The 26,521-nt window shown below is 70.8% G+C and carries 24 protein-coding genes; 14 read left to right on the top strand and 10 right to left on the bottom strand.

What is annotated here, in order from left to right; translation table 11 throughout:
- The first annotated feature begins 18 nt into the window (after window positions 1-18).
- Complete coding sequence (gene pheT / locus ACFVW6_RS32120) at window positions 19-2,520, top strand: phenylalanine--tRNA ligase subunit beta (RefSeq protein ID WP_378832752.1); 2,502 nt, start codon at window positions 19-21, stop codon at window positions 2,518-2,520.
- A gap of 56 nt (window positions 2,521-2,576) precedes the next feature.
- Here pheT and ACFVW6_RS32115 read toward each other — a convergent pair whose 3' ends face one another.
- On the bottom strand, window positions 2,577-3,425 hold the full coding sequence (locus ACFVW6_RS32115; protein WP_378832755.1) for a tyrosine-protein phosphatase: 849 nt from the start codon (window positions 3,423-3,425) through the stop codon (window positions 2,577-2,579).
- Window positions 3,426-3,654: 229 nt separating this feature from the next.
- Here ACFVW6_RS32115 and ACFVW6_RS32110 point away from each other — a divergent pair, with 229 nt between their 5' ends.
- The 8 genes from ACFVW6_RS32110 to ACFVW6_RS32075 all read left to right on the top strand — a co-directional run bounded on the left by ACFVW6_RS32110 (window position 3,655) and on the right by ACFVW6_RS32075 (window position 12,029).
- A complete protein-coding gene (locus ACFVW6_RS32110; RefSeq protein ID WP_378832924.1) occupies window positions 3,655-5,019 on the top strand; it encodes a TerD family protein in 1,365 nt (454 codons plus the stop codon).
- A complete protein-coding gene (locus tag ACFVW6_RS32105; RefSeq protein ID WP_378832757.1) occupies window positions 5,016-5,783 on the top strand; it encodes an alpha/beta hydrolase in 768 nt (255 codons plus the stop codon). Before ACFVW6_RS32110 ends, ACFVW6_RS32105 begins: the two co-directional genes overlap by 4 nt.
- 40 nt (window positions 5,784-5,823) lie before the next feature.
- Window positions 5,824-6,330 carry a PspA/IM30 family protein gene (locus tag ACFVW6_RS32100; protein ID WP_378832760.1) on the top strand — a complete coding sequence of 169 codons (507 nt, stop codon included), beginning with the start codon at window positions 5,824-5,826 and terminating at the stop codon, window positions 6,328-6,330.
- A 46-nt stretch (window positions 6,331-6,376) separates the two neighbouring features.
- Window positions 6,377-7,399 (top strand): hypothetical protein, encoded by a 1,023-nt coding sequence (locus ACFVW6_RS32095; protein WP_355281626.1) that lies wholly within the window; start codon window positions 6,377-6,379, stop codon window positions 7,397-7,399.
- 377 nt (window positions 7,400-7,776) lie between these two features.
- Window positions 7,777-10,545 (top strand): nitrate- and nitrite sensing domain-containing protein, encoded by a 2,769-nt coding sequence (locus tag ACFVW6_RS32090; protein WP_378832763.1) that lies wholly within the window; start codon window positions 7,777-7,779, stop codon window positions 10,543-10,545.
- A gap of 29 nt (window positions 10,546-10,574) precedes the next feature.
- Window positions 10,575-11,003, top strand: a complete 429-nt coding sequence (locus ACFVW6_RS32085) for a roadblock/LC7 domain-containing protein (protein ID WP_355281632.1) — start codon at window positions 10,575-10,577, stop codon at window positions 11,001-11,003.
- Window positions 11,000-11,440 (top strand): DUF742 domain-containing protein, encoded by a 441-nt coding sequence (locus ACFVW6_RS32080; protein WP_378832765.1) that lies wholly within the window; start codon window positions 11,000-11,002, stop codon window positions 11,438-11,440. Before ACFVW6_RS32085 ends, ACFVW6_RS32080 begins: the two co-directional genes overlap by 4 nt.
- A gap of 43 nt (window positions 11,441-11,483) precedes the next feature.
- The gene (locus tag ACFVW6_RS32075; RefSeq protein ID WP_378832926.1) at window positions 11,484-12,029 is read left to right on the top strand and encodes an ATP/GTP-binding protein; all 546 of its coding nucleotides are present in this window, start codon (window positions 11,484-11,486) and stop codon (window positions 12,027-12,029) included.
- A 21-nt stretch (window positions 12,030-12,050) separates the two neighbouring features.
- On the opposite strand, the gene ACFVW6_RS32070 is transcribed toward ACFVW6_RS32075, so the two are convergent.
- The 5 genes from ACFVW6_RS32070 to ACFVW6_RS32050 all read right to left on the bottom strand — a co-directional run bounded on the left by ACFVW6_RS32070 (window position 12,051) and on the right by ACFVW6_RS32050 (window position 16,771).
- Window positions 12,051-13,586 (bottom strand): hypothetical protein, encoded by a 1,536-nt coding sequence (locus ACFVW6_RS32070; protein WP_378832768.1) that lies wholly within the window; start codon window positions 13,584-13,586, stop codon window positions 12,051-12,053.
- Window positions 13,583-14,209, bottom strand: a complete 627-nt coding sequence (locus ACFVW6_RS32065) for a hypothetical protein (protein ID WP_378832770.1) — start codon at window positions 14,207-14,209, stop codon at window positions 13,583-13,585. The genes ACFVW6_RS32070 and ACFVW6_RS32065 overlap by 4 nt, the downstream gene beginning before the upstream one ends.
- Window positions 14,210-14,376: 167 nt before the next feature.
- Complete coding sequence (locus ACFVW6_RS32060; protein WP_378832772.1) at window positions 14,377-15,762, bottom strand: lipase family protein; 1,386 nt, start codon at window positions 15,760-15,762, stop codon at window positions 14,377-14,379.
- Between the two features lie 91 nt (window positions 15,763-15,853).
- Window positions 15,854-16,480 carry a TetR/AcrR family transcriptional regulator gene (locus ACFVW6_RS32055; RefSeq protein WP_378832775.1) on the bottom strand — a complete coding sequence of 209 codons (627 nt, stop codon included), beginning with the start codon at window positions 16,478-16,480 and terminating at the stop codon, window positions 15,854-15,856.
- 45 nt (window positions 16,481-16,525) lie between these two features.
- The gene (locus ACFVW6_RS32050) at window positions 16,526-16,771 is read right to left on the bottom strand and encodes a hypothetical protein (protein WP_378832777.1); all 246 of its coding nucleotides are present in this window, start codon (window positions 16,769-16,771) and stop codon (window positions 16,526-16,528) included.
- A gap of 129 nt (window positions 16,772-16,900) precedes the next feature.
- On the opposite strand from ACFVW6_RS32050, the gene ACFVW6_RS32045 reads away from it, so the two are divergent.
- A complete protein-coding gene (locus ACFVW6_RS32045; protein ID WP_378832779.1) occupies window positions 16,901-17,458 on the top strand; it encodes a sugar O-acetyltransferase in 558 nt (185 codons plus the stop codon).
- Window positions 17,459-17,536: 78 nt separating this feature from the next.
- The gene (gene ppc, locus ACFVW6_RS32040) at window positions 17,537-20,308 is read left to right on the top strand and encodes a phosphoenolpyruvate carboxylase (protein WP_378832782.1); all 2,772 of its coding nucleotides are present in this window, start codon (window positions 17,537-17,539) and stop codon (window positions 20,306-20,308) included.
- Window positions 20,309-20,311: 3 nt separating this feature from the next.
- Here ppc and ACFVW6_RS32035 read toward each other — a convergent pair whose 3' ends face one another.
- From ACFVW6_RS32035 to ACFVW6_RS32020, 4 genes are all read right to left on the bottom strand, one after another.
- Window positions 20,312-20,479, bottom strand: a complete 168-nt coding sequence (locus tag ACFVW6_RS32035; protein ID WP_355281655.1) for a hypothetical protein — start codon at window positions 20,477-20,479, stop codon at window positions 20,312-20,314.
- A gap of 105 nt (window positions 20,480-20,584) precedes the next feature.
- Window positions 20,585-21,004, bottom strand: a complete 420-nt coding sequence (locus tag ACFVW6_RS32030) for a RidA family protein (RefSeq protein ID WP_355281657.1) — start codon at window positions 21,002-21,004, stop codon at window positions 20,585-20,587.
- Window positions 21,005-21,009: 5 nt separating this feature from the next.
- Window positions 21,010-21,780 (bottom strand): IclR family transcriptional regulator, encoded by a 771-nt coding sequence (locus ACFVW6_RS32025; RefSeq protein WP_355281659.1) that lies wholly within the window; start codon window positions 21,778-21,780, stop codon window positions 21,010-21,012.
- Window positions 21,777-22,820 (bottom strand): sugar kinase, encoded by a 1,044-nt coding sequence (locus ACFVW6_RS32020; RefSeq protein WP_357350459.1) that lies wholly within the window; start codon window positions 22,818-22,820, stop codon window positions 21,777-21,779. Before ACFVW6_RS32020 ends, ACFVW6_RS32025 begins: the two co-directional genes overlap by 4 nt.
- A gap of 154 nt (window positions 22,821-22,974) precedes the next feature.
- Between ACFVW6_RS32020 and ACFVW6_RS32015 the strand changes: the two genes are divergently transcribed.
- From ACFVW6_RS32015 to ACFVW6_RS32005, 3 genes are read left to right on the top strand one after another with little or no spacing between them, the layout of a single operon-like run.
- Window positions 22,975-24,252 carry an amino acid deaminase gene (locus ACFVW6_RS32015; RefSeq protein ID WP_378832787.1) on the top strand — a complete coding sequence of 426 codons (1,278 nt, stop codon included), beginning with the start codon at window positions 22,975-22,977 and terminating at the stop codon, window positions 24,250-24,252.
- A gap of 9 nt (window positions 24,253-24,261) precedes the next feature.
- Entirely contained in the window at window positions 24,262-25,878 is a 1,617-nt protein-coding gene (locus tag ACFVW6_RS32010) for an amidohydrolase family protein (protein ID WP_378832789.1), read from the top strand.
- Window positions 25,875-26,516, top strand: coding sequence for a bifunctional 4-hydroxy-2-oxoglutarate aldolase/2-dehydro-3-deoxy-phosphogluconate aldolase (locus ACFVW6_RS32005; RefSeq protein WP_378832791.1), 642 nt, complete (start codon window positions 25,875-25,877; stop codon window positions 26,514-26,516). The genes ACFVW6_RS32010 and ACFVW6_RS32005 overlap by 4 nt, the downstream gene beginning before the upstream one ends.
- Window positions 26,517-26,521 lie beyond the last annotated feature (5 nt).

Here is a 26,521-nt window from a genome sequence, read left to right as displayed (position 1 = left end):
GAGAGAGCGAAAAGTCACGTGCGAGTAGCGCAGTCCTGGCTGACCGAGATCCTGCAGCGCACCACCCCGGAATGGTCGGTGTCCGCCGAAGAGCTCGACGCCGGATTCGTCCGGGTCGGCCTGGAGGTCGAGGAGGTCGACAAGCTCGAGCCGATCGGTGGTGACATCGACAAGCCGCTGGTCGTCGGCCGGGTCGCCGAGATCACCGAGCTGACCGAGTTCAAGAAGCCGATCCGCTTCTGCAAGGTCGACGTCGGCAACCCCGAGCTGCAGGAGATCGTCTGTGGCGCCCGCAATTTCGCGGTCGGCGACCTGGTGGTCGTGGTGCTGCCCGGCGGTGAGCTGCCGGGCGGGTTCAAGATCTCCTCCCGCAAGACCTACGGGCACACCTCCAACGGCATGATCTGCTCGGTCGCCGAACTCGGCATCGGCAAGGATCACGACGGCATCCTCGTGCTCGAGCCCGGCTCGGCGCAGCCGGGTGACGACGCGAACGTGCTGCTCGGCACCGACGACACGATCATCGAGCTCAACATCACCCCCGACCGCGGCTACTGCTTCTCGGTGCGCGGCCTGGCCCGCGAGCTGGCCTGCGGCTTCGACCTCGAATACGCCGACCCCGCCGTGCGGACGCTGCCCGACGGCGACGCGACGGCGTGGCCGGTGCGGCTCGAGGCCGACTCCGAGTGCACGCGCTTCGGCGCGCGGCGGGTCACCGGGATCGACCCGAACGCGGTGAGCCCGCTGTGGCTGCAGCGCAGGCTGATGCTGTCGGGCATGCGCCCGATCTCGCCCGCCGTCGACGTCACCAACTACGTGATGCTCGAACTGGGCCAGCCGCTGCACGCCTTCGACGCGGCGAAGCTCAACGGCGGCTTGGTCGTTCGCTCGGCGCACAAGGGCGAGACCCTGCGCACCCTCGACGACACCGAGCGCACCCTCGACGCCGAGGACGTGGTGATCGCCGACGACTCCGGCGTCGTCTCGCTGGCCGGTGTGATGGGCGGCGCGAGCACCGAGGTCGGCCCGGAGACCACCGACGTGGTGCTCGAGGCCGCGACCTGGAACCCGCTGCGGGTGTACCGCACGGCGCGCAGGCACAAGCTGGTCTCGGAGGCGGGCAAGCGCTACGAGCGCGTCGTCGACCCGGAGATCAACATCGTCGCGCTCGACCGGGCGGCGACGCTGCTGGCCGAGATCACCGGCGGCACCATCGAAGCCACGCTCACCGACATCCGGGTGCCGCTCGCGCCGGTCGCCCCGATCGCGATGGACATCGACCTGCCCGACCGCGTCGCCGGCGTCACCTACCCGGCGGGTACCGCCGTGCGCAGGCTCGCCCAGATCGGCGCCGGGGTCGAGATCGAGGTCAACGACGCGGGCAAGACCCAGCTGCTGGTGACCCCGCCGAGCTGGCGGCCCGACCTGGCCCAGCCCGCCGACCTGGTCGAGGAGGTGCTGCGCCTGGAGGGTCTCGAGCAGATCCCGTCGGTGCTGCCGTCCGCGCCCGCCGGTCGCGGTCTGACCGCCGCGCAGAAGCGGCGCAGGGCCGTGAGCCGGGCGCTGGCCTTCGCCGGTGGCGTCGAGGTGCCCGCGCCGGTGTTCCTGCCCGCCGGGGTGTTCGACGTGTGGGGCCTGGACGCGGACGATCCGCGCCGCAACACCACCCGCGTGCTCAACCCGCTCGACACCGAGCGGCCCGAGCTGGCGACCACCCTGCTGCCCGGTCTGCTGGAAGTGGCCGCCCGCAACATCTCCCGCGGCGCCCGCGACCTCACGATCTACGGTATCGCCCAGGTCGTGCTGCCCGGCGCCGAGACCCACGCGGTCGAGGCACTGCCGGTCGACCGGCGTCCCACCGACGAGCAGATCGCCGAGCTGAACGCGTCGCTGCCCGCGCAGCCGGTGCATGTGGCCGCGGTGCTCAGCGGCAAGCGTGACCCACGCGGACCCTGGGGGCCCGGTCGCCAGGCCGAGGCCGCCGACACCTTCGCGCTGGTCGACGCCGTCGCCGACGCCGCCGGTGTCACCGTCGAGCGCCGGGCCGCGGTGCACCTGCCGTGGCATCCGGGCCGCTGCGCGGAACTGGTCGTCGACGGTGTCGTGGTCGGCCACGCGGGCGAGCTGCACCCGGCCGTGCTCGAGCGTGCCGGTCTGCCGCCGCGCACCTGCGCGCTGGAACTCGACCTCGACGCGCTGCCGCTGACCCAGGCCCGTCCGGCGCCCACGGTGTCGGCGTTCCCCGCCGTCCTGCAGGACGTGTCGGTCAGCGTGGAGAAGGCCGTGCCCGCCGCGAGCGTCGAAGCGGCGCTGCGCACCGGCGGTGGCGACCTGCTCGAGGACATCGCGCTGTTCGACGTCTACGAGGGCGCCCAGGCCGGTGCGGGCCGCAAGTCCCTCACCTACGCCCTGCGTTTCCGCGCCACCGACCGCACCCTCACCGAGGACGAGGCCAGCGCCGCGCGCGATGCCGCCGTCGCCGCGGCGGGCACCGCGGTCGGCGCCGAACTGCGCGGCTGATCCACCGCGCGAAGGCCGCCCGGCGTCCCGCCGGGCGGCCTTCGTCGTTCCTCCGGTCAGGACACCAGGTTCTTCCGCAGTTTCATCAGGGTCCAGCCGTCGAGCCCGAGTCCGTCGGTGAGGTACTTGCCGAAGTCCCCGAACTTCTCGTCGATCTGCGCGAGCGCGACCTCGAGGTAGTCGTCGCGGACCTCCTGCAGGGGAATCAGCAGATCCGGGTTCTGCATGATGCCCGCCTGCTTCAGCTGGGCCCGCAGTGCGGCGTCCGCCGCCGCCCGGTACTGGTTCGACAGCAGGTAGTCCTGCCGCGCCACCGATTCCGGCACGCCGACGGCGCGCAGCGTCACGTAGGACAGCCAGCCGGTCCGGTCCTTACCGGCGGTGCAGTGGTACAGCGTGGCGTTCCCGGTGTCCGCGAGATCGCGGACCGACTGCCCGAACTTCCCCAGCGCGTCGGGGGTGAAGAAGTTGAGGTAGACGTTCTGCATGATCTGCTCGGCCTTGCCGTCGCCCAGCATGTTCTGCTGCTGCACCGGGTCCTTCGACGAGATCGCCTGGTACATCTTGACGAACATGCCGCCGTCGTCGATCGGCCGGGCCACCAGCGCGGCGCCGGCGGGCAGCTTGTCGGCCCCCATCGACTGGATCTCGGCCGGGGTCCGGAAGTCGATCACCTTCCCGACCTTCAGCGCCGCCAGCTTCTGCAGATCGGCATCGGTCAGCTTGGCGAGCGCGTCGGCCCGAACGAGCTTGCCGGACTTGACCTTCGCCCCGTCGTAGGTGATGTACCCACCCAGGTCCCGGACGTTGGCGGCGCCCTGCAGGTCGATCCGGGTGGGCGCGCCCCCGCCGGGGGCGGCGTCGGCGGTGCCGACCAACCCCACCGCCACCAGTCCGACGGCCATCAGCGGTACGGATACCAACGACAACAACGACTTCCGCTTCCGCGTTACAACTGAATTGCTCATTCGCGAGACGCTAGGGGCGCCCGGCCGCCTCTCCGCTGCTTCCCGGAACGGGGCACCGTCCAACAGGACTCGCGACCCGGTCACCGAGATCGGGTGTTTCACCCCGCCGCCGCGACCGCGTGGCTTGGGCGGGGCGAGTGGGCGGGCTAGGTTGACAGGTGTGTCGATGATGAAAGGCGCCAATGTCGCGGTCCCCGCTGCGGCCGTCCGCGTCGAACTCGGGTGGCGGTCGGGGGCCGGGGTGCCCGACGCCGACGCGTCCGCGCTGCTGCTGGCCGGTGCGAAGGTGCGCTCCGACGACGACTTCGTCTTCTACAACCAGGCCGTGCACCCGTCGGGCGCTGTGCGCCACGAAGGAAAACAGCAGGGCGACATCGTCGTCGACACGCTGTCGGTGAACCTGGTCCAGGTGGAGCCGCAGATCGAGACGATCGTGCTCGCCGCCTCCGCCGACGGCGGCACCTTCGGCCGGTTCCACGGCCTCTACATCCGGGTGCTCGACGCGGCCACCGGCGCCGAGGTCGCCCGCTTCGACAGCACCGGGGCCACCACCGAGACCGCCTTCGTCCTGGGTGAGCTGTACCGCCGCCAGGGCGCGTGGAAGTTCCGCGCCGTCGGCCAGGGCTACGACTCCGGCCTCGCCGGCCTGGCCACCGACTTCGGCATCACCGTCGACGACGCCCCCACCCCACCCCCGGCCCGACCGCAACCGGCCCCACCGCACTTCGCGCCCGCTCCACCGCCGTACCCGCCGGCCGGGCAACCCGCCGCGCCGCCGACACAGCCGTTCGCTCCGGCCGAGCCGAACCAGCCGCAGCCTTCTGCACCGCAGCAGTACCCCGGTCAGCAGCAGTTCGCGCCGCAAGGGCAGAATTCGGCCCCGCCCACAGCACCGCCGGTGAACCTGGGCAAGGTCTCGCTCACCAAGGAAGCTCCTTCGGTCTCGCTCACCAAGCACGGTGCCACCGGTGGCGTCATGCGGGTCAACCTCAACTGGACCTCGATGGCCGCGTCCGGTCGGCTGTTCGGCAAGCTGCGTGGCAAGAACATCGACCTCGATCTGTGCTGCTTCTTCGAGCTGGTCAACGGTGCGATCGGCTCCGTGCGCGCACTGGATCGCCGGTTCGGCGCGCTGTACGAGCCGCCGTTCATCCACCTGGACCAGGACGATCGCACCGGCGCCAGCATCACCGGCGAGAACCTCTCGATCAATCTGGACTACACCCGGTTCTTCCGCCGCATCCTGGTGTTCGCCTCGATCTACGACGGCGCGAGCGATTTCCGCGGCGTGCACGCCACCGTCACCCTGCACCCGGCGAACTCGGCGCCGATCGAGATGACCCTCGACGGCTGCACCGACAACTCCCGCGACGCCGTGCTCGCCGTGCTGGAGAACGTGAACGGCGAGCTGGTGGTCCGGCGCGAGGGCACCTTCGTCCGGCCGCCTGCCGGTCAGCCGGGCGGCGGCGTCGTGGAGATCGCCCGGCTCTACCACTGGGACTTCGGTTTCCAGGCGGGCCGCGGCAAGTGATCCGACATCCCGCGACCCGGGTCATGAACGCGCTGGTCTACCACCCGGACAAGCATGTCGCCCAGACCCCCGCCGCCTTCGGGCTCGACTACCGCGACCTCACCATGCGCACCGCCGACGGCGTCGACGTGCACGGCTGGTTCGTGCGCGCCGACCGCCCGCGCGGGCACATCCTCTACGCGCACGGCAACGCGGGCACCATCGGCGACCGGGTGCCGATCATCGCGCTGCTGGTCCGGGCCGGTTTCGACGTGCTCGCCTTCGACTACCGCGGTTTCGGCCACAGCACGGGCGCGCCGGGGGAGCAGGGCACCTATCTCGATGCCAGGGCGGTCCGCGCCGCCCTGCTCGACCAGCCCGGGGTCGACCCGGAGCGGGTGCTGTACCTGGGCAAATCGCTCGGCGGCGGCGTCCTGCTCGAGCTGGCCACCGAGTATCCGCCCGCGGGCATGCTGCTCATGTCGACCTTCAGCAGCATGCGCGCGGCGGCCCGCTCGGTCTATCCGTTCCTGCCCGCGCCGCTGATCCCGAACGCGTACCCGAGCCTGCGCCGGATCGCCGAACTCCGCGTGCCGGTGCTGATGTTCCACGGCGACCGGGACGAACTGCTCCCGTTGCGTCACGCCGAGCGCCTGTTCGCCGCGGCCGGGGAGCCGAAGGAACTGGTCGTGGTCCCCGGCGCGGGCCACAACGACGTCATCGACGCGCTGGGCCCGGCGTGGCCCCGGCGCATCGTCGCGTGGACCGACACCTTCCTGGCCTGATCTCCTGGGCCTGTCGCACCGGTCTGCGTAGCCTGGCGATATGAGCGAAACGAGCGAGATCCTCGGTCACCTGGCCGCGCTGCCGGACGCCGAACTGGTGTCGGTGCTGCGGGCCGCCGTCGCCGGGCGGCCCGGTCTCGGCGCCGTCGCCGCCGCGCTCGCCCAGGTCGAGGCCGGTCATGCGGAGACCGGTGGCCCTGTGACTCTGGACACGGATGTGTTGGACGCCGATGTGGTGTCCGTCGCATCGGAGCAGGTCGGAGGCGCCATGCCGGTACCGCCGGTACCGCATGGCCTGCCCGGAACGGCCGTACCCACTGCGACCGGCGGGTATTCCACTTCTGGAGTGCCGACATTCGACGCGGTTCGCGATAAGGTCGAGCAGCGCTTCGGCACCGCGCAGGGAATGGGTGAGCTCGACCGGCAGACCCCCGCGGGTCGCAGTGCCGACGAACAGTGGGAGGCGCGGGAGAAAGCCGCGCGCGAGCGTCTGGACCAGATCCGGAAATCGATGCAGCGCAACGATTCCGGAGCCGACGACAAGTAGCCGCAAGGTCTCCCGTCCGATGCAACGACCGTGATGGGTGGACCCGATGACGCAGGCGCGCCAGATCGCCGAACGACTACTCGACGCGCAGGTGGAGTTCCTGCTCGCCGAGGTGACCGGCGAACGGTTCGCCGAGGTGATCGCGCGCGACGTGGCCGCGGTGCTGGCCGTCGGCGACACCATCGTCTTCGGTGACGTGGTCTCGCTCGAGCAGGGCGAGGAGACCGTCGCGACGGTCTTCGACCGCATCGGCGGCAGCCCCGTCATCGCCGACACCGTCGGCATCTTCTCCGACGCGATCTACGACCACATCGCGGCCAACACCGAGTACACCCTCGGCGACGTCGTCGACCGGGAGCCGGTGGAGGCGCTGCTGGAGAAGATCTTCGGCATGCACCAGGCCCAGGAGCGCATCCTGGACCGGCTCACCGAGAGCCCGCTGGTGGCCACCGTCGCGGCCCGTTTCGTCGACAAGCTGATCGGCGATTTCATGCAGGCCAACCGCGAACGCGCCGAGAAGATCCCCGGCGTCTCCTCGCTGATGTCGCTGGGCCAGTCCGCCGCGAACCGCGCCAAGAAGGTCGCCGACAACACCTTCGTCGGTGATCTCGCGGGCAAGGGCGCCCTGTTCGCGCTCAAGCGCACCAACAACGCTATCCGCGACATGCTGCGCGACGCGCCGGTGCACTCGGCGGCCATGGAGTTCTGGGACCTGCACGCCGACGAGCCGGTGGCCGGCCTGCGCGAGTACCTGACCCAGAAGGACCTCAACGAGCTGGTCCAGATCTGCTACGAGATCGCGGTGACGACCAGGGAGAAGGAATACTTCGGCATGCTCGTGCGCGAGTGCGTCGAGGTGTTCTACGACAAGTACAGCAAGCACACGCTCGCGTCGATGCTGCCCGAACTCGGTCTGAGCGCCGAGGACATCGGCACCGAGATCCTGCGCTACGGTCCCGCCGTCATCGAGTCGGCCAAGCGCAACGGAGTGCTGGCCGGGCTGATCCGGGAGCGACTCGAGCCGTTCTTCTTCTCCGAGCAGGTGCTCGGCATTCTCGCCGGCGAGTAATCACCGTTCGGTCTCGAAATTCCGGAATGACCCGGGGATTCGTATTTCGTCTCGCTATCGTTCATTTCGGAGCGGTTGACGCGCGCGCGTTTTCGGTCGGGCACCGGAATCGCGTCGCCGGAAATGTGGGCGGCGTCACGGCCGCTATCAGGCGCTATGTGTCACGCGTCGAACGGGCCGGTCACGCAATTGCCGTGGGGGCTGTGAGCTTTCGGACACAGAAAGCCCCGTTGATTTCCGGCATGTTGAGATCAGTGCACGAAACACGTTCTTACGCTGTCCCGGATTGACCCTGCCGTCCGGGCAGTGCAAGTTGACACCTGACTTTCAGTGGGCCGCCGGGAAATCCACCCGCCGGTGTTTCGAAGGAGCAGGTGGTGCGTTCACATTCCCGTCGGCAGGCCGCGGGCGGCAGGCTGATCCGGCCGCGCACCATCGCCGGGCAGCTCGCCCGGATCCTGGCCGTCTCGCTGGTGCTGGTGCTCGCCCTGCTCGGCCTGACGATGGCGGGGCAGATCAGCGCCTTCCGGCGCAGTGGCGAGACCGTCGACGCGGTCGCGGTGGCGCTGGCCGCCCAGGATCTGGTGCACCAGGTGCAGCGCGAACGCGGCCTGAGCAACGGTCTGCTCGGCGGCGACCAGCGGCTGGTGGCCCCGGTCACCGAGCAGCGGGCGGGCACCGACGCGGCGCTGCGGAATCTGGCGGGCATCATCGCGGCCGATCCGCCCGGCGCGGGCGAGGTCCGCTCGGCGCTGGGGCATCTGGCCGGGCTGCCCGGCGTTCGCTCGCAGATCGATACCCGCACGGTCTCGCGCCCGGCGGCCTTCCAGTTCTATTCCGACAGCATCGACGCGATGAACCGGTTGGCGCTCGGCCTGGACCAGGCTCGCGATCCGGCGGTGCGGCACGGTTTGCAGGCGCTCTACGCCCTCGGTGACGCCAAGGAGTTCACCGCGCGGGAACGTGGCTTCCTCAACGGTGTGTTCGCCGCCGGGGAGTTCGGGCCGGGGGAGTACGTGCAGTTCCTCGACATCCGCGCCGCCCGCAATGCCGCGCTCACCCAGTTCGACCGCGATGCCACGCCCGTCCAGCAGGACCGGCTCGACGCGGTCATGGCGGGGGAGAGTGCCACGCTGGCAGCCGAATCGGAGAACGTCGCGATCGCCTCCACGGCGGGTCCGCTGACCCAGCTGGTCGACCCGGCGGTGTGGTGGTCGCGGATGACCGACGTCATCGACGAGCAGCGCGTCGTGCAGCAGACCGTCGGCGACGACGTGCGTGCCCGCGCCGAAGACCTGCGCCGCGACGCCGCGCTGATCCTGGCCGGCTTCGCGCTGGCTGCCCTGCTGGCGATCGCCGCCGAGGTAGCGCTGGTGTTCGCGAGTATCCGGGCCATCGTCCGCCCGCTGGCCCGGCTCGCCGCCGAAGCCGACGACGTGGCGTCGAGCCGGCTGCCCGAGGTGATCGCCGCGTGGCGCGGGTCCGCCGACAGTCGCCCCGAACCGCCCGCGCCCGTGCGCACGCCGCCGGGCGCCAGTGCCGAGATCGGCGCGGTCGCCGGTGCGCTGGACCGGGTGCAGTCCACCGCCTTCGACCTGGCTTCCGAGCAGGCGCTGGTGCGGCGCAACACCACCGAGTCGATGGCCAACCTGGCCCGCCGCAATCAGAACCTGGTGCGCAGGCAGCTCGGGCTGATCAGCGAGTTCGAGCGCGAGGAACTCGACCCGAAGGCGCTGTCGAACCTGTTCGAACTCGACCATCTGGCCACCCGCATGCGGCGCAACGCGGAGAGCCTGCTGGTGCTCGTCGGTGAGGCGAGCCCGCGCCGGTGGGCCGAGCCGATCGCGCTCACCGACGTCATCCGGGCCGGCCTGTCGGAGGTCGACGACTACCGCCGGGTGGTGCTGCGCCGGGTCGACGACATCGCGATCGCGGGCGCGGTCGTCAGCGAACTCGCCCATGTGCTGGCCGAACTCATCGAGAACGGCCTGGCCTTCTCCCCGCCCGACCTCGAGGTCGAGGTCTACGGCCGCAAGGTGGCGGGCGGGTATCTGCTCGCCGTCGTCGACCACGGTGTCGGCATGCCCGCCGATCAGCTCGCCGAGGCCAATGCGCGGCTGCGCGGCGAACAGGACTTCATCGTCGCCTCCACCCGCTATCTCGGGCACTACGTCGTCGGCAGGCTGGCAGGCCGCCTCGGCATCGACGTGGAGCTCAACACCTCCCCGGTCAGCGGCATCGTCGCCCGCCTGCTGCTGCCGCCGAGCATTCTGGTCGACGAGAGCGCCCGCCCGGCCGAGCCGGCCGCCGCCCGGGACCGTTCCGGTGCGCCGGAGTCCGGCCGCGCGGATGTGCCGGCGGGGCGCAACGGCACGGCCGTCGCGTCGGACGTCGCCGGATCCGTTGTCGTGCAGGACGATTCCCGGTCGCCGAACGCGCTGGCGGAGCACTGGCGGTTCGACGCACCCGACCGATCGCGGCACAGCCGGAACCCCGACTCCGCTCCGCTCAACGGCACCGCCGCCCCCGGCGATTCGGTCTACGCGCAGTTCCTCAGCAGCACCACCAATGCCATCGGCTACCACGGCACACCGAACGATCCGGCCCCGGCGATCCCCAGCGCGGGCGATCACCCACGCGACGGCGGAGCACCGGCATCCGCCGACCCGAGCGGCGCGCGTAACGGTGGGGGACCGGCGTCGTTCGGCACGAACGGCGCCCCCGGCGCGGATCGGGTGCGCAACGGCGTGCACATGCCGGGCGCGCACCCGGTGCGCCACAGCACGACACCGGGAACCCCCACCACCGACCGCGGCCGCAACGGCGTGGCGCACGGTGACTCCGCGGAGGTCGCGCGCGCCGACGCGCCGACGCCGGGTATCCGGCACGATCTGGCGGCCGTCGATCCGACCGGCCCCGCCGCCGTCGAACGCACCCGCAACGGCCTGGTGAAGCGCAGCAAGCGCGCCAAGATCACCGGCTCGCCCGACCGTCCGCGCCGGGAACCGGTGCTCCGCGAGGACCGGCCGCCGGTCGTCGAACGGACCCCCGACCAGACGCGCAACATGCTCTCGTCGTTCCGCACCGGCCACGAACGCGGCGGCGACACCACACCCGGTACCACCCCGCACGATCCGACCCACTGACCGATCGGACCCGACCACAGGAGCTCCCGGTGACCACCCATCTACCGACCGCCGATCCCCACACCTTCAACTGGCTGCTCGGCAACTTCGTCCGCAACACCGACGGCGTGCGCGACACCGTCGCCGTGTCCTCCGACGGGCTGCTCATCGCCATGTCCGACGGCCTGGACCGCACCGGCGCCGACCGGTTGGCCGCCATGGTGTCGGGCCTGTCCAGCCTCGCCCGCAGTGCTTCGCGCAGTTACGATTTCGACGGCCTGAAGCTGATCATGATCGAGATGAAGCGCGGATTCCTGCTGGTCTCGGCGCTCGGTGACGGCAGTTGCCTCGGGGTGATCGCCGACGGTGGCTGCGATGTCGGCCTGGTCGGCTACGAGATGGCGGTGCTGGCCGAACGCGCGGGTTCGCTGCTCGACCCGCGGCTGATCGGCGAACTGCGAGAGTCGTTGCGCAGATGAGAGATCCCGATCGTCCCCGGCTGCCCGATCCGCGCATGATCCCGATGAACCGCCCGACCGGCTGGCGCGAGGAGCTACCGCCGGTACCGGTGGCGCCCACCGACAGCGACGACGTCGACGACCGCTTCGTCCGGCCGTTCGTGGTCACCGCGGGCCGCACCGTCCCGGTGCTGGACGGGCTGCGCATCGAAACCCTCGTGCAGGCACCGCCGTCCGCGCTGTCGGCACCGCTGCGGTTCGAGGAACGCACCGTCGTGCAGTTGTGCCTGCGACCGCACTCCATCGCCGAAATCGGTGCCGCCCTGCGGGTTCCGGTCGGCATCGCCAAGGTGATCGTCAGCGACCTGGCCGCGGCGGGCCACGTGTCGGTCCGCGACGCCCCGGAACTGTCGACCGCCGCCATCGAGAGGATCAGGGATCTTGTTCGCGCACTCTGAATTCCGTACCGCCGCACCGGCGATGCCGTCGTCGGTGAAGATCGTGGTCAGCGGCGGCTTCGGCGTCGGCAAGACCACCTTCATCGGCGCCATCTCCGAGATCGAGCCGCTGGTGACGGAGGCGTCGATGACCGAGGTGTCGATCGGCGTCGACGACCCGGGCCGCCGTGCCGAGAAGACCGCCACCACGGTCGCGCTGGACTTCGGCCGGATCACCCTGGACCAGTCGCTGATCCTGTACCTGTTCGGCACCCCGGGCCAGGACCGCTTCGTGTTCCTGTGGGACGACCTCGTCGACGGAGCCCTCGGCGCGGTCATCGTCGTCGACACCGGCCGGGTCGAGGACTGCTATCCCGTGCTGGACTACTTCGAGGAGCACGACACCCCGTTCGTCGTCGTGGTCAACCGCTTCGACGACGCCACCCGCTTCGACCTCACCGAGGTCCGCGAAGCCCTCGGCCTCGACGACTGGATCCCCGTGCTGGACTGCGACGCACGCGACCGCGACTCCGTCCGTGACGTCCTGGTGGCCCTGCTCGAACAGGTCCTGCTGCATCGCGTCCAGCCCCGGCACCGGGAGGTGAGCTGACCCACCGCCCGGTGCCCGGAATCAGCGTCGATGCAGGGTGAGATCCCACCGGGCGAACCGGAACGCGCGGTCGGTGACCTCCACAGACGTGTCGGTGAAGCGGTTGCCTCCCAGGGTGTTCCGGACGAATTCGCGCACCGCGACCGGCTGGGTATCGAGGGTTTCCAGGAGCTGCTGGGGTACCTCGACGGTGCCGTCGAAGACGCGCGGCTGACCGGTGATACCGGGCTGCTGCGGGGTCTGGCGCAACCCGTCGACGGTGTGCAGGATGAGCTCGACGCCGGTGCCGTCGGTGAAGTCGACGCGCAGGGGAGTGGGGGAGACGGCCGGGTCGAAGGAACGCACCTGGGCGATCCAGCCCTGGGACGCCGCGCCGAGATAGTCGTAGGGCGAGGCCGGTCCGAGCGTTTCCGTCGCGCGGCTGATCGGCGAATTCTCCAGTGCCGCACCGGTGAGCGGCTGATCGGTGGGCACGAACGACCACGCGGGATCGGTGAGCATCTTGCGCCAGAAGCCGGTGCGCCCGCCGTCGCGGCCCTCCACCCGGAGCTCGCGGGCCGCCGAGCCGGGCGCGGTCCGGTGGACGGAGATGCGGTCGGTGATCTCGCCGGGCACCTTCGGCTGGGCGACCCAGTCCGGCGCGGGCAGCTGGATCGCGGCGTAGCGGCTGTCGACGCGCTCGGCGAGCATGTCCGGCGCCTCGGGCAGCCCCCGCTGGTCCTCGTAGGAGTAGCGGAAGAACACCTTGTCGGCGCCGGAGATGTCGAAATCGTAGAGGCGCGTGTAGAAGTCGCCGAACCGGTTGACCACCAGCGAGGTCGACGCGCTGGTCGACAGCGCCACCGCCTGGAACCGCCCGCCCAGCGGCATGCCCATCTCGTAGCTGTGGTCCACCGGCAGCCACGGATCGACGTACTGGATCCGCTGACCACCGTGGGTCAGGGCGAACACGTGCGACACCTTGGCGCCGCCGACCGGATGCTCGTTGCCCGCCGTGTCGGTCCAGATGTGATCCTCGGCGGGTGACAGCACCGACCACGACCAGGTGAGTGTCCCCGGCGGGAGCGTATTGCCCGGCCCGGTCCACAGCGGCGTGCCGTAGCGGCCGCTCCAGTTCCAGTCCCTGGGCGCGCTGAGCGCGTGATCCATGGTGATGAACCGGCCGTCGCGGTCGATCATCATCACTTCGTCGTCGTCGGCCGAGACACCGGCGATCGTGCCGGCCAGGCAGCCCGGCAGCGTCAGGGTGCGCCAACCACCCACGGCGGCGGCCTCTTTCACGTACACCGCGCCGTCGCGGGTGGCGAAGGTCCAGCGCCGGTTGAACGACTCGGTGGTCGAGCGGAAGTACACCTGGTCGGGCAGGGCGACCGTCGCCGGGGCGAAATCGGCCAGGCCCGCGGTGGAGTCGTCGACCGTCACCTCGGGCGTGCCGACGGTGCCGATCGGCAGACAGCCCGGGTCGGCGACGGTCGCCGAGGGTGCTGTCACCGCGGCGAACACCAGTCCGGTCGCCGCGAGCAGCGCGCCACGCCGGACGGCGTGCCCGCCCCTCACAGCCACCCCGCCGCGCCGAAGACGATCAGCGCGATCGCGTCGATGCCGAAGATGGTGCCGACCACCAGCGCCTTACTCCGCACGCTGGGCAGGTCGTGCACGTAGAAGCAGGCGGCGAAGAACGGCACGTAGCCGATGATCCAGATGAGGAACGGGAAGCCCGGCTGCCACCACGACCAATCCCAGGTGAGCACGCCCGCCTTGTTCAGCACGACTTCGACCCCGACCGCCGCGGCCGAGTTCACCGCGATGAGCACCGGCCGGTTCGGCAGCCCGAAGATCCGGGTCTGCTTGGGCGGCAGCATCTTCGCCGCCGCGACGCCCATGATCGCGAACATGAAGCAGATCTCGATATTGAGCCCGATCAGGATCTGATACGCCGTCGGCCCGCTCGCGCCCCAGACCGGCGCCCGGTCGGTGACGTGGAAGACCAGCGAATTCCAGATCTCGTTGAACCAGTCCATGCCCCACAGCGCCAGGCCGGCGAACAGCACGTTCCAGTTCCGGCGTTCGACCTCGACCGAGTAGACGTAGATGACCAGCAGTAAGAGCGGAATGACATACCACTTGAACTGCCCCGCATCGCGAAGAATCTCCAGCGCTGCCCGTGCGTTGTCGGTCACCGGGGCACCTCCTGCTCATGATCGACGAACTCGGCGAGTATGATACAAATCAACATCGAACGTCAACATGTATCACCGAATTCGTCGGTGCACGGGGGAGGCGAAGACTCTTTCGCCGCAGCGGATTTCGTGCGGGGTGCGGTCTGTGACAACCGCACCCCGCAGGCTCAGTGGCTGCCCAGCGGCGTGCCGAAGAGGGTGGCGAACTTCGCCGCCAGGGTGTCACCGAGGAAGCCGAGCGCGCCCGGCGTCGCGGCCATGGTGCCCGCGTCGGAGATGGTGCAGCCGGTCGGGGCGGGGACGCCGTCGAGCCGGTCGCGCAGCCACAGCAGCGCCGCCGGACCGCCCACCACCTCGGCGACGATGTGCTCACTGGCGTGGTCGCGGGTGTAGGTGAGCGAGGTCTTCGGGTCCCGGCAGTACGTGTCGACCAGGGTGTTGGTCGCGCCCAGCGGCAGGATCTCGTCCCACGCGGAATGCCAGACGAACATCGGCATGTCGGGGGTGGTCTTGCCCATGCGGGTGTCGTCGAGCATCGCCGCGACCGGCGGGTCGTCCAGAGGGTTGCCGTCGGAGCCGATCATGCCGGTGAGGTTCAGGAACGGCAGCAGGGCCGACTGGTACTGCACGCACAGCGGCGACTTGATCGCGGACAGGCCCTTGCCGAGCGGATCGAGCCGCTGGTCGAGATAGGCGGCGAAGTCCGGGTACTCGCGGGTGAGGCCGAGGACGGCCGCGAAGACCAGGCCCGAGGTGAGCTGGTTGTTCGCCATGCTCAGCGCGGCGCCGAGATCGGCGCCCACGCCGCCTTCGGCCGCACCCACGATGTTCAGCTCGGGCGCGTAGGTGGCCTTCAACTCGGCGGCGTGACCGGTCGCGATCGAGCCGCCGGAATAGCCGTACAGGCCGACCGGCGCGCTCGGTCCCACCTCGAGCGGCGCGAACGAGGTCGCCGCGCGAATGCCGTCCAGGGTGATCCGCCCGGCCAGCGGTCCGGCCGCGTAGGCCGAATTCGGGCCCTGGTGATCCGGCACGACGACGGCCCAGCCCTGCGCCAGCGCGGCCTGGGCGAACAGGAATTCGGCGGGCACCACGATCTGGCCCGCGAGCGGGGCCACCGAAAGATGTTGCAGCGCATAGGACGGCGCGCAGTAGCCCGCGGTGGAGTCCTCGGCCAGCTGCACCGAGAGCAGCTTGCGCGGCGCGGGCGCCTGGCCGCGCGGCTTGATCACGGTGGCGACCGCCGGGATCGCCTCGTCGCGGCTGTTGTTGGAGCGGTAGGACACCTGCCAGGCGTCGACGTCGATCGGCAGCAGGCCGAAATCGGCGACGCGCACCTGCCGGACGGCGATGATCGCGCCCGGCGCCGTGGCCGCAACGACCTCGGCGGGCGGCAGGTAGAAGCCCGGATCGAGTTCGGGCGGGAGGGGAATCACCGGCGCGGGCGCCACGGCGGCCGGTTCGGCCGCGACCGGCCCGGCCACCAGCACCGTCGCGGCCGCGAGCGCGCCGGTGACCAGGGCCATCCATCGCAGAGCGAAGGGAGATCTCATCGTGCACAGTCCTCACGTGAATTGAGACGCCTTCGTCTCAATGACGGCTACTATGGCACGGGTGTGGTGTAGATCGCAATCGGCGGTCGGACTACGCGGCGGTCAGCGCGTTGAGCAGGGTGGAGAAGACATCGACGAGCTCGTCCACGGGAGGCCGCGGGTCGTCCATGCTCCACTGGTGCACCGCGCCGTTGACGGCGCCGATGAAGGCGGCCATCGCGACCCGCCAGCCGCCGGGCGGGGTCCGCACGCCCTCGCGCCCCTGCGCGATCGCCGCGACCACCTCGCCCCACTGGTCCCTGACCTGCGCGCGATGCGCCTCGATCGCCGGGCTCACCCCCACGATCTCCACGAAAGCCACGGTGACGCACCGGATATCGTCGGTGATCGCCCTGGTGTAGGCGCGGACCGCGGCGTCGATGAGCGCGCGCAGGTCGTCGGTCTCGGCTGCCGCCAGCGCCGCCGCGACCGCGTCCCGCGCCCTGCCCTGCACCGAGTCGTAGACGGCGACCAGCAGTTCCTCGCGCCCGGCGAACTGCTCGTAGAACTGCCGTCGCGACAGTCCCGCCGCCGCGCACACGTCGGTCAGCGAGCTGTTGGCATAGGACTTCTCCGCGAACACGGTCAGCCCGGCCTCGATGAACAGCGCGCGGCGCTCGATCTGCCGTTCGGCGACCGAGGTGCCGGTGTAGTTGTGCCGGGTGCGCGCTGTTGTCACGACATCGACCCTACTTTCGCGGGGATGCCGCGGCATCGCCGGAGGTCAGTCCTTGCGTCCGGTGAAGGCCAGCGACGTACCCAGCCCGATCATCATCAGGCCGCTGGTGCCGCCGACCGCGGCCATCCGCCGTGGCGTACGGGCCAGCCAGCCGCGCACGGAGTCGGCCGCCAGTGCCCACAGCGTGTCGAAGATCAGCCCGAACAGCGGGATGCAGACGCCGAGCACCAGCATCTGCTGCGGCACCCCACCGCGGGCGGTGTCGACGAACTGCGGCAACAGCGCCGCCACGCCGAGCCCGACGGCGATCGCGATGACCTTGCACGTACAGATGCGTCATCGACACCATGCTGATCAACGCTAACGATCCGCTCGTCGCCGCACAATGGCATGCCGTCGTCCGCCCCTACACTCGGCGCCATGGGCGAGCAGAAACAGCGGATGTTGAGCGGGCAGCTGTACAAGGACAGCGATCCCGAGCTGGTGGCCGAACGGCAACGGGCACAACGCCTGTGCGACGAGTTCAACCGGACCGGCCCCGACGAGACCGGCCGCCGGACCGAGTTGCTGGGTGACCTGCTCGGCAAGGTGGGGGAGGGCTCCTGGATCATGCCCCGGTTCCAGTGCGACTACGGCTATCTCATCGAGATCGGGTCCAACAGTTTTCTCAACTACGACGCGATCCTGCTCGACTGCGCGCCGATCGTCATCGGCGACGACTGCTCGATCGGGCCGCGCTGCCAGCTGCTGACCGCCCTGCACCCGATGGAGGATCACGAGAAGCGCAGGCAGCGGTGGGAATCCGCGGCGCCGATCCGGATCGGGAACAACGCGTGGTTCGGCGGCGGGGTGATCGTGTGCCCCGGCGTGACCATCGGCGACGATGTGGTGGTCGGCGCGGGCAGCGTGGTCACCCGCGATCTGCCCGACCGGGTGTTCGCGGCCGGCAACCCGGCCCGGGTGATCCGGTCGCTATAGGTGTGACCTCGGGCATCGTGGTGGGCCGGGGCGCGTCGCCGGGTCGCGGGACGGCCACGGCGGCAATACTGTCTTTCCATGGGCGAATCGCGAACCGTGCAGGAGCAGGAAGCCACCCGGCCGCTGCGCGAGGACATCCGGTTTCTCGGCGGCATCCTCGGTGACACCATCCGCGACCACGAGGGTCCCGAGGTCTTCGACCTGATCGAGCGGGTGCGCACCGAAGCGTTCCGGGTGCGCCGCGAGGAGGTCGAACGCAGCGCGGTCGCCGACATGCTCGACGGCACGCCCACCGAGATCGCGATTCCGCTGATCCGGGCGTTCAGCTACTTCGTGCTGCTGGCCAATCTCGCCGAGGACATCCAGCGCGACCGGCGCCGCGCCGCGCACGTCTCGGCGGGGGAGCCGCCGCAGGACTCCTCGCTGGCCGCCACCTACGACAAGCTCGACGCGGCCGCCCTCGACGGCGCGACGGTCGCCGAACTGCTCACCGACGCGCTGGTCTCCCCGGTGATCACCGCGCACCCGACCGAGACCCGCAGGCGCACCGTCTTCGACGTGCAGGCCAAGATCACCGAGCTGATGCGGCTGCGGCGCAGGCTCGAACCCGGTGATCCCGGCTTCGACGAGTCCGAACTGCGGATCCGCCGCGAGGTGCTCACCCTGTGGCGCACCGCGCTGATCCGGTTGGCGCGCTTGCGGATCCAGGACGAGATCTCGGTCGGCCTGCGCTACTACGACCTGACCCTCTACGACGTCATCCCGGCGATCAACGCGCAGGTGCGCGCCGCGCTGCGGTACCGCTGGCCCGAGGTGGAGCTGCTGCCGCGCCCGATCCTGCGCCCCGGCTCCTGGATCGGCGGCGACCGCGACGGAAACCCCTATGTGACAGGCGAAGTCGTGCACACCGCCGCCGAGCAGGCCGCCGCCTACGCCTTCGGCCGATACCTGGACGAGCTGGTCGAGCTGGAGAAGACGCTGTCGCTGTCGGCCCGGCTGGTCCAGGTGAGCCCCGCGGTCGCCGCGCTCGCCGAGGCCGGTTATCCCGACCCGGCGGTCTTCGCCGACGAGCCGTATCGCCGTGCGCTGCACGCGATCCGGGCCCGGCTCAGCGCCACCGCGGAACGGGCGCTCGGTGCCCTGCCGGAGCACGGTCTCGACGGGGGCGCCGTCCCGTACGCCACGCCGCAGGCGGTCCTCGACGATCTCGACGCGGTCGACCTCTCGCTGCGCGCGGGCGGGGACGCCCTGCTCGCCGACGACCGGCTCGCCGCGCTGCGCCACGCCATCGAGACCTTCGGCTTCCACCTGCAGGCCCTGGACATGCGGCAGAACTCCGAGGTACACGAGCAGGTCGTCACCGAACTGCTGGCCTGGTCGGGCGTGCACGCCGACTACCCGAGCCTGTCGGAGGCCGAGCGGGTCGAGCTGCTGTCGAACGAATTGCGGACCCGCCGACCGCTGCTCGGTCCGCACGCGCAGCTCAGCGAGCTCGCCGCCAAGGAACTGGGCGTTCTGCGCGCGGGCAAGGAGGTGATCGATACCTTCGGCGCCGCCGCCATCCCGAACTACATCATCAGCATGTGCACCTCGGTCAGCGACATGCTCGAGGCGGCGCTGCTGCTCAAGGAAGCGGGCATTCTCGATCCGGGCACCGCCGAGGGCACGCCGAGCAGCCCGGTCGGCATCGTGCCGCTGTTCGAGACCATCGAGGACCTGGGCGCGGGCGCGGCGACGCTGGCCGCGGTGCTGGACGTACCGGTGTATCGCGAACTGGTCGCCGCGGCGGGGATGCGGCAGGAGGTGATGCTCGGGTACTCCGATTCCAACAAGGACGGCGGATACCTGGCCGCGAACTGGGCGCTGTACCGGGCGGAGCTGGACCTGGTCGAGGTGGCGCGCAAGTCGGGCATCCGGTTGCGGCTGTTCCACGGCCGCGGCGGCACCGTCGGCCGCGGTGGCGGGCGCAGCTACGACGCCATCCTGGCCCAGCCTGCGGGCGCGGTGCAGGGCTCGCTGCGGCTCACCGAACAGGGCGAGGTGATCGCCGCGAAGTACTCCGAACAGGGCGCGGCGCACCGCAATCTGGAGTCGCTGATCGCGGGCACCCTGGAATCGACGCTGCTGGACGTGGAAGGACTGGGTGAGGACGCCGAACCGGCCTACGAGCTGCTCGACGAGCTCGCCGCCCGGGCGCGCGCGGCCTACGGGCGCCTGGTGCACGACACCCCGGGCTTCGTCGCCTACTTCCGGCAGTCCACCCCGGTCGCCGAGGTCGGCGACCTCAATATCGGCAGCCGCCCGGCCTCACGCAAACCCACCAACTCGGTGTCGGATCTGCGCGCGATCCCGTGGGTGATGGCCTGGAGCCAGGCGCGCGTCATGTTGCCGGGCTGGTACGGCACCGGCACCGCGCTCGCGGACTGGGTCGGCGACGATCCGCAGCGGCTGGCCCGGCTCACCGACCTCTACCAGCGCTGGCCGTTCTTCCGCACGGTGCTGTCGAACCTCGCCCAGGTGATGGCCAAGAGCGACCTCGACATCGCCGCCCGCTACGCCGACCTGGTCGAGGACGCGGCGCTGCGCGCGCAGATCTTCGGGATGATCCGCGACGAGCACGCCCGCACCATCCGCATGTACCTGGCCGTGACCGGCCACGAGGAACTGCTCAGCGACAACCCGTCCCTGGCGGAGTCGATCCACAACCGCTTCCCCTACCTGGAACCGCTCAATCAGCTACAGGTGGATCTGTTGCGCAGGCTGCGCGGCGGTGACGACTCCGAACTGGTGAAGCGGGGCATCCTGCTCACCATGAACGGCCTGGCCACCGCCTTGCGTAACTCCGGCTAGCCGCTAGATGCAGAAGGTGACGGTCACCGGGCCGACCGGGATGCCGATGCAGACGGCGACCGAGCCGACGACGGGCTCGGCGGTGGCGGCCGAGGCGGTGCCCGCGCCGACGGCGGTGACGGAGAGGGCGACGGCGGCGACGGCGAGCGGGCGGGCGATCTTGGCGAACATGGCGGATCCTCGGGTAGAACGGGCGGAGCAGCCCCCGGAAGGGGCCGCCCCATCTCAACACGGGGTGGTGCGTGATGTCGGAGACATCACCGGAAACGTTGTGGCTCAGTCCGTTACGACGGCGATGGCGTCGATCTCGACCAGCATCTCCGCGCGCGGCAAGCCGGTGAAGACGGTGGTGCGGGAAGGCAGCACGTCACCGGTCGTGTGCTTGGTGACGAATTCACCATACGCCTCGTTCATCACCGCGAAATCCTCCCTTTTGGTGAGATAGACGCGCAGCATCACCACGTCGTCGAAGGTGGCGCCGGCGGCGTCGACGATCGCCTTGACGTTCATCAACGTGCGGGTGGTCTGCGCGGCGACGTCGCCGGGATGCAGGTACTCGTTGGTCGCCGGGTCGACCGGTCCCTGGCCCGAGACCTGCACGAACGGGCCCTTGCGCACGCCCTGGGAGAAGGTGTGCGCGGGCGCGGGCGCGTCGGTGGTGCGCACGGCGATCTTGACGGACTTCTCGGCAGCCATGGAGTTCAGCCTTTCCTCGCGGTGACGTCTCGGCGGGGGGCCCAGCCGAGTTCGGTGGAGATGGCGTCGGCGGTCGCCCTGACCTGCGGCAACAGCGCCAGCACCTGATCGTGGTCGAGCAGCACGTCCGGGACCGAGACCGACACCGCGGCCACCACCGCGCCGATCCCGTCGCGCACCGGCACGCCGATGCAGTTGACGAAGCTCTCGTGTTCCTCGTGGTCCTCGGCGAAGCCCTGCGCGGCGACCAGTTCCAGCTCGGCCAGGTACTGCTCGGGCGTGCGCAGGGTGCGGGTGGTGAAGGGGTGGTAGTCCAGCCGCGCGGCGACCGCGCGCCACTCCGCCCGCGGCAGGGCCGCGACCAGCACCTTGCCGACCGCGGTGCAGTGCAGCGGCGCCGGTCTGCCGATCCGCGAGTACATCCGGACCGCCTGCTCGGCGTCGACCTTGTCGATGTAGACGGCGTCGCCGGACTCGTAGGCGGCCAGGTGGACGGTCTGCCCGGTGGCGGCGCCCAGCGCGCTCAGATGCGGCCGGGCGACGGTGCGGACATCGCGGTTCTCCAGCGCGCGACTGGCCAGTTCGAACATGCGGGTGCCCAGCGAGTACCGGTGGGCGTTGTCGCGCACGACGAATCGTTCCGCCTGCATGGTCTGCAGCAGGCGCAGCACGGTCGACTTGTGCACACCGAGCCGCCCGGCCAGCTCGTCGAGGGACTGCGAGTCCTCGCCGAGGGCGATGAGAATGGACAGGGCGCGCGACACGCTTTGACTCATGGCCTGATCGTCCCATCCAGTGCGTCCGGATAGCGCAGCCCGGCCCAGTCCGCGTCCGGCAGCTGCGCGAGTCGCCGGATGTCCTGCACCGGAGGGATTTTCGCCGCGTCGCCGGTGGCGGTGAGCGCGGCGGCGGCGCACAGGTGGCCGTAGCGCAGCCGGGTGCGCGGATCGGCGTCGTGCAGCAGGGCGGCGAGGTAGCCGCCGGCGAAAGCGTCACCGGCGCCGATCCGCTCGGTGATCTCGAGCGCCAGCGCGGGCACCTCGACCACGGTGTCGCCGTCGAATCCGGTGACAGTGTGCTTGTCGTTCTTGACGACCAGCTGGGCGGGCTCGGGGAACAGCGCGCGCAGCGCGGCCGGATCGCCGGTGCCGAAGAGCTCCTCGGCCTCGTCGGCGCCGAGCAGCACCACGTCGGCGCCGCGGACATGGGCGGCGAGTTCGTCGGCCGCCTCGTCGACCCGCGAACCCCACAGTGCCGGACGGTAATTCAGGTCGAAGCTGACCAGCCGGCCGCGCCGGGGCAGGGCGAGCAAGGTACGGGTCAGCTGGTTGGCCGACTCCGACAGCGCCGGGGTGATGCCGGTGAAATGCACCAGGTCGGTGTCGTCGAGCAGGGCGGCGGCCGTCCGGGTCGCGAGATCGGCGGGCGACAGCGCGCTGGCGGCGGACCCGGCGCGGTAGTAGTGCATCCGGCTGGCGTGCGCGGGCAGGTCGTGGGCGGCGCCCGATCCGCTGCCGCGTTCCTTGACGTAGAGCCCGGTCGGCCGGTCCGGATCGACGGCGACCGCGCCGACCTCGACGCCCTGGGCCGCCAGTTGCGCGACCAGATAGCGCCCGAAGCCGTCGTCGCCCACGCGGGACAGCCACGCCGCCGCGACGCCGAGTTGGGTGAGCACGGTGGCCACATTGGCCTCGGCTCCACCCGCGCTCCGGTCGAAGTGCGGGGACTGCTCCAGCGGTCCGGGGCGGGCGACGAGCACGGCCAGTCCCTCGCCGACGGTGACCGCTCTGGGCGGCACCGATGTTGCCTGGGTCACTTTTTTCGCCCTTTCGTGGTTGCGGTCACTGCCTCTGGGATGCACAATAACGAGCAGAAACATTAGATGCAACTAGCGTTGCACATCATGCAATGTTTACCCGATATGACCGATCGTCCGGGTGACTCCCGGTCGCTCGAGGGAAAGGGATGCTGTGACGATCGACAACGCCGTCGTGGACGCGCTCGCCGACGAGGCGATCGGCCCGCGCGACAAGAGCGTGCCGCCCGCGGCCTGGGGCCGGACCGTGCGCGAATATCTCGCGGACGCACCGGAACTGGACCGGTGGGAAACCCCGCTGCTCACCCTCGACCGCGGGCTGCTCGACGCCAATATCGCGCTGATGGCGCGCTGGACCGCGGCCGCAGGCGTCGCGCTGGCACCACACGGCAAGACCACGATGGCCCCGCAGCTCTGGCGCGATCAGCTGACGGCTGGGTCGTGGGCGATCACGCTGGCCACCGGCTGGCAGGCCCAGGTCGCGCGGTCGTTCGGCGTCGGGCGGGTCATGCTCGCCAACGCGCTCGTCGATCCGGCCGCCCTGACCTGGGTCGCCGCGGAATCCGCGCGCGATGCCGGGTTCGAGTTCTTCTGCTGGGCCGACAGCGTCGCCACCGTCGAGCTGATGGACAAGATCCTGCGCGACACCCCGCCCGGCCCCCGGGTCCGGGTCCTGGTCGAGCTCGGCGGCCCACAGGGGCGCACCGGCGCGCGGACCCGCGCCGAAGGCCACGCCGTCGCGGCCGCGCTGCGGGCCAGCGACCGGCTCGCCCTCGCCGGTGTCGCCGGGTACGAGGGCGCGCTGGCCCACGATCGCAGCAGCGCAGGCATCGCGGCCGTGCGCGACTACCTCGGCGAACTGGCCGCCCTGCACACCGAACTCGCCGCGGCCGGGGCCTACGCCGGTTCGGCGATCGTCACCGCGGGTGGCAGCGCCTATCCCGAACTCGTCGTCGCGGAACTGGCCGGGCTGGCCGACGCGAACACGACGGTCGTGCTGCGCAGCGGCGCCTACCTCGTCCACGACGACGGCTTCTACGCCGGCATCTCGCCGCTGGCCGCGCCCGCCGTCGACCCCGGTCTGCGGGCCGCGATGCACGGCTGGGCCCGCGTGGTCTCCCGGCCGGAACCGGAACTGGCGCTGCTCGACGGCGGGAAGCGCGACTTCCCCTTCGACGAGGGGCTGCCGGTGCCGCAGCTGGTGGTGGGCGGCGCGCTGCCCGCGGGCGCGCACGTCAGCGCGCTCAACGATCAGCACACCTTCCTGCGGTTGCCCGGTGCCGACGCCGCCGATCTCCCGGTCGGCAGCATCGTGCGGCTCGGGCTGTCGCACCCGTGCACGGCGTTCGACAAGTGGCGCCTCATCCCGGTGATCGACGACGCGGCGGCACAGAGCCCGCGCGTGGTCGACCTGATCCGCACCTACTTCTGACCGATGACCATGACCGACTTACTGTTTCGCGACATCGACATCGTCGACGGCACCGGTGACCCGCGCGTTCGCGGTGACGTCCTGATCCGTGGCGGGCGCATCGCCGAGGTGGCCGCGCCCGCATCGATCGACACCGGTACCGCGAGAGTGGTTCCGGCACAGCCGGGTTCGGTGCTCAGCCCCGGCTTCATCGACATGCACGCGCATTCGGACCTGCACCTGCTGACCCACCCCGACCACTTCCCGAAGATCACCCAGGGCGTCACCACCGAGGTGATCGGCCAGGACGGCCTGTCCTACGCGCCGATCGACGACGCCGCGCTCGCGGTGGTGCGTAAGCAGATCGCCGGCTGGAACGGCAATCCGGCGGGCTTCGACTTCTCTTGGCGCACGGTCGGGCAGTACCTGGACCGGCTCGATCAGGGCATCACGCCCAATGCCGCCTACCTGGTGCCGCAGGGCACGCTGCGACTGCTCGTCGTCGGCACCGAGCAGCGTGCGGCCACCACGGCCGAGATCGATCGGATGTGCGCGCTGCTGGCCCAGGGGCTCGACGAGGGCGCGGTCGGCATGTCGAGCGGGCTCACCTATACCCCCGGCATGTACGCCGACACCGGTGAACTGGCCGCGCTGTGCGCGGTCGTGGCCTCCTACGGCGGCTTCTACGCCCCGCACACCCGCTCCTACGGCGCGGGCGCGCTGGAGGCGTACGCGGAGATGATGGGGCTGGCGAAGGGCACCGGCTGCGCGCTGCACCTGACCCACGCCACCATGAACTTCGGCGTGAATCGCGGGCGCGCACCGGAATTCCTCGCGATGGTCGCGCAGGCCCGCGCCGACGGCTGTGACATCACCCTCGACACCTACCCGTACCTGCCCGGCTCCACCACGCTGTCGGCGCTGCTGCCGAGCTGGGCGATGTCGGGCGGACCGGACGCCGCGCTGGCCCGGCTCGACGACGCCGCCGAGCGCGCCAGGATCACCGCGGACGTGAACGTCAACGGCTCCGACGGGTGTCACGGCGTCACCGTCGAATGGGAGACCATCCAGATCAGCGGCGTCGGCGACGACGCGCTGGCGGGCTACGTCGGCCGCACCGTCGCCCAGATCGCCGACGCGGAGCACCGGGCGCCGGTCGAGGTGTTCTTCGAGCTGCTGCGCCGGGATCAGCTGGCCACCACGATCCTGCAGCACGTCGGCCACGAGGAGAACGTGCGCGCGATCATGGTCGACGCGGGCCACATGGGCGGCAGCGACGGTCTGCTCGTCGGCGCCCGGCCGCATCCGCGCGCCTGGGGCACCTTCCCGCGCTATCTGTCCCGCTATGTCCGCGACCTGGGCGTGCTCGGGCTGGAGGAGTGCGTGCACCACCTCACCGGCAGGCCCGCCGCCCGGCTGCGGCTGGCCGAGCGCGGCCTGATCCGTCCCGGTCACGCCGCCGACGTGGTCGTCTTCGATCCGGCGACGATCCACGACACCGCGACCTTCGAAGACCCCCGACAACAGGCACAGGGCATCCAGCACGTGCTGGTCAACGGCGAATTCGCGCTGGAGAACGGCAGCGCGACCGGCGTGCGCGCCGGTCGCGCGCTGCGGCTGGACGCCACCCGAGAGGAGACCCGATGAACCCGCTGCAGAGCTCGTCGTCCGAGGCGATGGCGGTGATCCGCGCCGACCGCGCGCTCACCGTGGTGCGGGCGCCGGATATCCCCGACCCGGTCGGGCTCGCCGAAGCCCTGGCCGGTGCGGGCATCCGCGCGGTCGAGCTCACCTTCACCACCCTCGGCGTGCTCGACGCCGTCCGCAAGGCCTCGGCGGTGAGCGCCGCGGTGATCGGCGTCGGCACGGTGACGCGGCGCGATCAGGCCGAGGCCGCGATCGAGGCGGGCGCGAAGTTCCTGGTGACGCCCGCGCTGCGGCCTGAGGTGGCCGACGTCGCTGTCGCGCACGGGATTCCGGTCGTGATGGGCGCGTTCACCCCGTCCGAGGTGCTGGCGGCGGTCGAGCTGGGCGCGGCCGCGGTCAAGATCTTCCCGGCCCGCGCGCTCGGGCCCGCCTATCTGAGGGACCTGCTCGGTCCCTTCCCGCACGTGTTCCTGATCCCCTCCGGCGGCGTCAACTCCCACAATGCCCGCGAGTTCCTGCGGGCGGGAGCGATCGCCGTCACCGCGGGCACCGAGGTGGTCGCGCCCCTGGACGTCGCGAATTCGCGCTGGTCCCACATCGGCTCCCAAGCCGCACGCTTCGTCCATTCGCTTGATTGAGAGGT

This window comes from Nocardia sp. NPDC058244 (assembly GCF_042882065.1).
In the GTDB taxonomy this organism is placed as follows: domain Bacteria; phylum Actinomycetota; class Actinomycetes; order Mycobacteriales; family Mycobacteriaceae; genus Nocardia.
This window is presented reverse-complemented; position numbering and strand designations above follow the sequence as displayed.